Here is a 5,611-nt window from a genome sequence, read left to right as displayed (position 1 = left end):
CCCGAACCGGAGGGGCCGATCAGGCAGACCACCTGGCCGCTTTCCACCGACAGGTCGATACCTTCGAGGACGCGGGTGCTGCCGTAGCTTTTGTGCAGCGACTGGATGCGGATCATGCTTTCTTCCTCGTGGCGATGCGCGCTTCGAGGCGGCGCAGGGCGAACGACAGCGGCAGGCTCAGGGCCAGGTAGAGCAAGGCCACCAGGCTGTAGACGGTCATGTTCTCGAAGGTCGACGAGGCGATCAGCTGGCCGGCGCGGGTCATCTCGGCCACGGTGATGGTGGACACCAGCGAGGAGTCCTTGAGCATCATCACCAGGGTGTTGCCATAGGGCGGCAGCGCGATGCGGAAGGCCTGCGGCAGCACCACCCGGCGCATGATCATCGGGCCGCGCATGCCGATGGATTCGGCGGCCTCGATCTGCCCCTGCTGGATGGCCTGGATGCCGGCGCGGAAGTTCTCCGCCTGGTACGCCGAGTAGGCGATGCCCAGGCCGATGATGCCGGCCTGCAGGGCGCTGAGCTGCACGCCGAAGTCCGGCAGCACGAAGTAGATGTAGAACAGCTGCACGATGATCGGCAGGCCGCGGATGATGTTCACCGCGGAGATGGCGAACAGCGCGACGGCGCGCACCTTCGACACCATCATCAGGGCGAAGGCCAGGCCGATGAGCGAGCTGAGCAGGAACGAGGCGACCGTGACCTGCACGGTGACCACCGCGCCATTCAGGAGAATGGGCAGGAAGTCCAGGGCATTCTGGAAAAACATGGGCATGTCCGTGGGCGTGATTCAGAGGCGGCCGTCACCCTTCACCGGGCGCGGAGCTTCGGCGAAAGGCGCGGGTAAGGCTTGGGAAAAGGCTTGGCGAAGGCGGACGTCAGTCCAGGTGCCACTTGCCGATGATGCCGACCAGGGTGCCGTCGGCCTTGATGCTGGCGATGCCCTTGTTGACCTGGGCGAGCAGCTGCGGGTCGCCCTGGCGCATGATCAAGCAGACCTCGCCCTTGATCTGCGGCTGGTAGCTGTCCACCAGGCGGACCTTCTTCAGGCTGCCCTTGGCCATCTGGTAGGCGAGGATCGGGTGGTCGCCGAAGCCGGCCTTGATGCGGCCCAGAGCCAGGTCGCGAGTGAGATCGGCAAGGGAGTCGTAGCCGCGCACTTCCTTGAAGATGCCGCGCTTGTTCAACTCGTCGATGAAGATGGTACCGACCTGGGCGCCGACGATCTCGCCCTTGAAGTCATCCATGCTGGTGTAGGCCTTGTCGTCGTCGGCACGCACCACCAGGCCTTCGCCGTACTCGAACACCGGGTCGGAGTACTGCACCACCTTCTCGCGCTCGGGGGTGCGCAGCATGGCGGCGGAGATCAGGTCGATCTTCTTCGCGGTGAGCGAGGGGATCAGCGCGGCGAAGGTGGTCTGGGCGATCTCCACGTCGAAGCCGCCGGCCTTGGCCACAGCCTGGGCGGAGTCGACCATCATGCCCTGGATGCTGTTGCTCTTGATGTCGAGGAAGGTGAACGGCACGCCGGTGGCGGTGGCGCCGACCTTCAGGGTTTCGGCCTGGGCGGCCAGGGATGCGGCGCAGCTGGCGACGAGCGCGAGAGCGCAGGAAAACACGCGGAGGCGAGGATGCATTGGTGAACTCCCATTTGACGCGGATTGTTGTCTTTATGCGTTATGGATAGCCTCGTATCGGCAGGAGGCGTTGATCGCAATATAAATGATTTACACGAATCGTAAAGAGATTTATAAATATCGCATATCGATACTACAAACCTGAATCAGCCTGAATCTGCTCCTCCAAGGACAAGACATGAGCGACAACGAAAACAGCCTGTTCAACCAGTCGCTGGAAAAGGGCCTGGCCGTGCTGCGCGCCTTCAACGCGCGCAACCGCACCATGAACCTGGCCGAGGTGGCCGAAGCCGCCGACATCACCAAGAGCTCGGCGCAGCGGATGATTCATACCCTCGAAGCGCTGGGGTATGTCAGCAAACACGCGCAGACCAAGCGCTTCCAGCTGACCCCGCAGGTCATGGAGATCGGCTACAACTACCTCGCCGCCGACACCCTGGTGGACGTCGCCAACCCCTTCCTCGCCGAACTGGCGCAGACCACCGGGGAGACCACCAACCTCACCGAACCGGTGCGCACCGACATGCTCTACGTGGCGCGCTTCGTCGGGCCGAAGTTCATCCCCATCCACCTGCCCATCGGCAGCCGCATCCCCATGTACTGCACCGCCTCGGGCCGCGCTTTCCTCAGTGCGCTGAGCGATGACGAGGTGCTGGAGCTGCTGCAGGGCAGCGACCTGAACAGCCACACCCAGTACACCCGCACGTCGCTGGAGGAAATCCTCGCGGAGATCGCCGAGATCCGCCGCAAGGGCTTTGCGATCAACAGCGAAGAGCTGTTCCTCGGCGACATGGCAGTGGCCGCCCCGGTGCGCAACAGCCAGGGTCGCCCGGTGGCCTCGGTGCACGTGGTGGCGCCCACCAGCCGCTGGAGCCGCGAGGATGCCGAGCGGCGCCTGGCGCCGGCAGCCATCGAGTGCGCGCGGGCGATCAGCACCTCGATCCGCACGCTGTGACACCGGCAGGGCCATGCGCCCTGCCTGCTGGATGGCTCAGCGCCCTGCCTGTCATCGGAATTTCGCCGCGGACAGGCACCATTGACCCTCTGAAAATACGGCCCGGCAGCTTACAATCGTGCCCTTTCACCGAATTTGCAGTACGGTCTGTTTTATGGCGCTTGATCCACCCACCATGTTGACCATCTCGGTCGCCCTCGCCGCGGCCGCGGCGCTGTACCTGGCCGTCGAGTGGCGCAGCGTACGCGAACGCTCGCTGCTGTTCTGGAGCGCGGGCTTCGCCACCATCACCGTCGGCTGCGTGCTCTCCCTGCTGCGCATGAGCGGCTACCTGCTGGTCGGCATCTGGTTCGCCAACGGCCTGCTGGTGCTGGCCCACTGGTTCTTCCTCACCGGCGTGGCGCGCTTCACCGAGGCACGGCTGTCCCGCGGCTGGCTGCTGATCCCGCTGTTCTGGGCCTCGTTGCTGCTGTTGCCCGACGACGGGCCGCTGTGGTCCAAGCTGATGCTGCTGGCCAATTCCTGGCTGGTCGCCCTGCTCTCCCTGCGCGCCAGCTACCTGCTGCGGCCCCACGGCAAGTCCCTCAGCGTCGGCGCGGTGCAGTTGCGCTACGTGCTGCTGGTGCACGGCGCCTTCTACCTGGCCAAGGGCATGACGGTAATCATCCCCGGCACGCTGATCGACCTGGCGGCCTTCCGCGGCGAGATCATCCAGATTTCCCTGGTCGAGGGCGCCATGGCGATCATGCTGATCGCCCTGTCGATGACCGGCACCGAGCGCTATCGCCGCGAGAAGCGCATGGCCCGCCTGGCCGCGCGCGACCCGCTGACCTCGCTGTACAACCGCCGCGCCCTGGAAGTCCGCGCGCCGCGCCTGTTCGAGGAGATCGCCGTGGGCCGGCCGGGCGCCCTGCTGCTGATCGACATCGACAACTTCAAGCTGGTCAACGACCTGCACGGGCACACCGCCGGCGACCGCCTGCTGGTGGCGCTCAGCGAGATGATCCGTTCGTTGTTGCCCGAGCGCGCCCTGGCGGCACGCCTGGGCGGCGACGAGTTCGTCATCCTGCTCGGCAACGTCGACGCCGAGGCCGTGCTGGAACTCAGCGGCAAGCTGCGCCAGCAGTTCCAGGGCATCGCCGCGCAGGATTTCGCCACGCCCCAGGCGGTCACCCTGAGCATCGGCGCCAGCCTGTTCGACCAGGCCCCGGCGAGCCTCGCCGCGCTCATCGAACAGGGCGACGCGGCGCTTTACCAGTCCAAGCGCGGCGGCCGCGACAGCATCCGCCTGATGGACCGCACCCAGGTCAGCAGCGCGCTCTGATACCTGAACGGCGCCTCAGCGCCCCGGCCGCACCGAATACAGCCCCGCCAGCAGGATCAGCAGCGCGCCGCTGATGGTCCAGGCGGTCGGCGCCTCGCCGAAAACGATCAGGCCGATCAGCGTGGCGAAGGCCAGCAGCGAGTAGTTGAACGGCTGCAGCGTCGAAGCCTGGGCGTACTTCAGCGCCTGGATCAGCAGCAACTGGGCGATCACCCCGGACACCGCGACGATGGACATCAGCATGGCCTCGTGGGGCGTCGGCGTGACCCAGGCGGGAATCCCCGCCGAGGTGGCCGCCACGGCGCCGACCACGGCCATGTACAGCGTGGTGGTGGCGAAGGAATCGGTCTGGCTGATACGCCGCGAGAGGATGTTGAAGAAGGCGAAGGTCAGCGCCGCCGCCAGCGGGATCAGCGCCGCGGGCTCGAACACGCCCATGCCGGGGCGCAGGATCAGCAGCGTGCCGCCAAAACCCACCGCCGCCGCCAGCCATTGCCGGCCGACCATCCGCTCGCCGAGGAAGATCCGTGCCAGACCCAGAGTCATCAGCGGGAAGACCGCATAGAGCGCATGGGTTTCCGCCAGCCCAAGGTAGCGCAAGGCCAGGCCGAAGATGGCGATCTCGCCGACGCCCAGCAGCGAGCGGACCACCTGCTGCCAGGGACTGGCGCTGCGGCTGGCCGCCCGCACGCCGCCCTGGGCGCGGCAGACGATCAGGGCGAACAGCACGAATACCCAGTAGCGCACCATCACCAGCTCGGCCACCGGCAGGTGGCGGACCAGCACCTTGGTGATGCCGTCCTGGCAGGCGAAAATCAGCATCGACAGCAGGCACAGGGCGATGCCCAGGCGCGGGTTAGCAGTGTCGGCCAGTGCGCTGGCCGTGGTCTTGCTGGTCATGGGGAAGGCTCGTCGGCAGTGGCGCCTCGCTGCGGGCGCCTCCAGCGCTTGTGCCGGAGTGGCCGGGGCGCGGTCAAGCGGCGAGGCGCTGGCAAGCACGCCGATGTCGCCCGCAAGCCCGCCGCGCTTCATTCCCGCGCCGCTTCCCACTACAGTCTGGCAACCGCCCTCAGGCCCACCCGGTGAACAATGGACAGGTTTCAGGAAATGACAGTGCTGCTGGCCGTGACCGAAGCCGGCAGTTTCGCCGCCGGCGCCCGCCAGCTGGGACTGTCGCCACCCAGCGTGACCCGCGCCATCGCCGCCCTGGAGCAACGCCTGGGCACCCTGCTGCTGGCCCGCAGCACCCGCAGCGTGCGCCTGACCGAAGCCGGCCAGCGATACGTCGAGGACTGCCGGCGCATTCTCCAGGAGCTGGAAGAAGCCGAGGAGCTGGCCTCCGGCAGCGCCCTGCGCCCGCGCGGCAATCTGACGGTCACCGCGCCGGTGCTGTTCGGCGAGCTGTACCTGGTGCCGCTGATCGCCAGCTACCTCCAAGCCCAGCCGGAAGTGACGGTCAACGCGCTGCTGGTGGACCGCGTGGTGAACATGCTCGACGAGGGCATCGACGTTGCCGTGCGCATCGGCCAGTTGCCCGAAGGCAGCCTGACCGCGCTGAAGGTCGGCGAGATTCGCCCGGTGGTCTGCGCCTCCCCGGCCTTCCTCGACCGCCACGGCCGCCCGCAGACCCCAGCCGACCTGCTCGACGCCCCGGTGATCATGGCCGCCACCAGCGCGCTGCTCACCGACTGGCAG

At 66.9% G+C, this 5,611-nt stretch carries 6 protein-coding genes and 1 pseudogene; 3 read left to right on the top strand and 4 right to left on the bottom strand.

What is annotated here, in order from left to right:
- From glnQ to QO207_RS31030, 3 genes and pseudogenes are all read right to left on the bottom strand, one after another.
- A pseudogene (gene glnQ / locus QO207_RS31040) lies at positions 1-116 on the bottom strand (glutamine ABC transporter ATP-binding protein GlnQ); the annotation flags it as partial.
- The gene (locus tag QO207_RS31035; RefSeq protein ID WP_301536080.1) at positions 113-769 is read right to left on the bottom strand and encodes an amino acid ABC transporter permease; all 657 of its coding nucleotides are present in this window, start codon (positions 767-769) and stop codon (positions 113-115) included. The pseudogene glnQ and the gene QO207_RS31035, both read right to left, overlap by 4 nt.
- 109 nt (positions 770-878) lie before the next feature.
- Positions 879-1,637 (bottom strand): ABC transporter substrate-binding protein, encoded by a 759-nt coding sequence (locus QO207_RS31030; protein WP_301536079.1) that lies wholly within the window; start codon positions 1,635-1,637, stop codon positions 879-881.
- Between the two features lie 178 nt (positions 1,638-1,815).
- Here QO207_RS31030 and QO207_RS31025 point away from each other — a divergent pair, with 178 nt between their 5' ends.
- Together QO207_RS31025 and QO207_RS31020 are read left to right on the top strand one after the other, a co-directional pair.
- Complete coding sequence (locus QO207_RS31025; protein WP_301536078.1) at positions 1,816-2,592, top strand: IclR family transcriptional regulator; 777 nt, start codon at positions 1,816-1,818, stop codon at positions 2,590-2,592.
- A 154-nt stretch (positions 2,593-2,746) separates the two neighbouring features.
- Positions 2,747-3,916, top strand: coding sequence for a GGDEF domain-containing protein (locus QO207_RS31020; RefSeq protein WP_301536077.1), 1,170 nt, complete (start codon positions 2,747-2,749; stop codon positions 3,914-3,916).
- A gap of 15 nt (positions 3,917-3,931) precedes the next feature.
- Here QO207_RS31020 and QO207_RS31015 read toward each other — a convergent pair whose 3' ends face one another.
- Positions 3,932-4,816, bottom strand: a complete 885-nt coding sequence (locus QO207_RS31015) for a DMT family transporter (protein WP_301536076.1) — start codon at positions 4,814-4,816, stop codon at positions 3,932-3,934.
- A gap of 189 nt (positions 4,817-5,005) precedes the next feature.
- On the opposite strand from QO207_RS31015, the gene QO207_RS31010 reads away from it, so the two are divergent.
- On the top strand, positions 5,006-5,611 hold a 606-nt coding region (locus QO207_RS31010), incomplete at its 3' end, for a LysR family transcriptional regulator (RefSeq protein ID WP_301536075.1).

Origin of the sequence: Pseudomonas sp. CAN1 (assembly GCF_030462585.1) — a bacterium.
Lineage (GTDB): Bacteria > Pseudomonadota > Gammaproteobacteria > Pseudomonadales > Pseudomonadaceae > Pseudomonas.
Note: the sequence above shows the minus strand (reverse complement) of the source record. Positions and strands in the feature narration are given on the sequence as shown.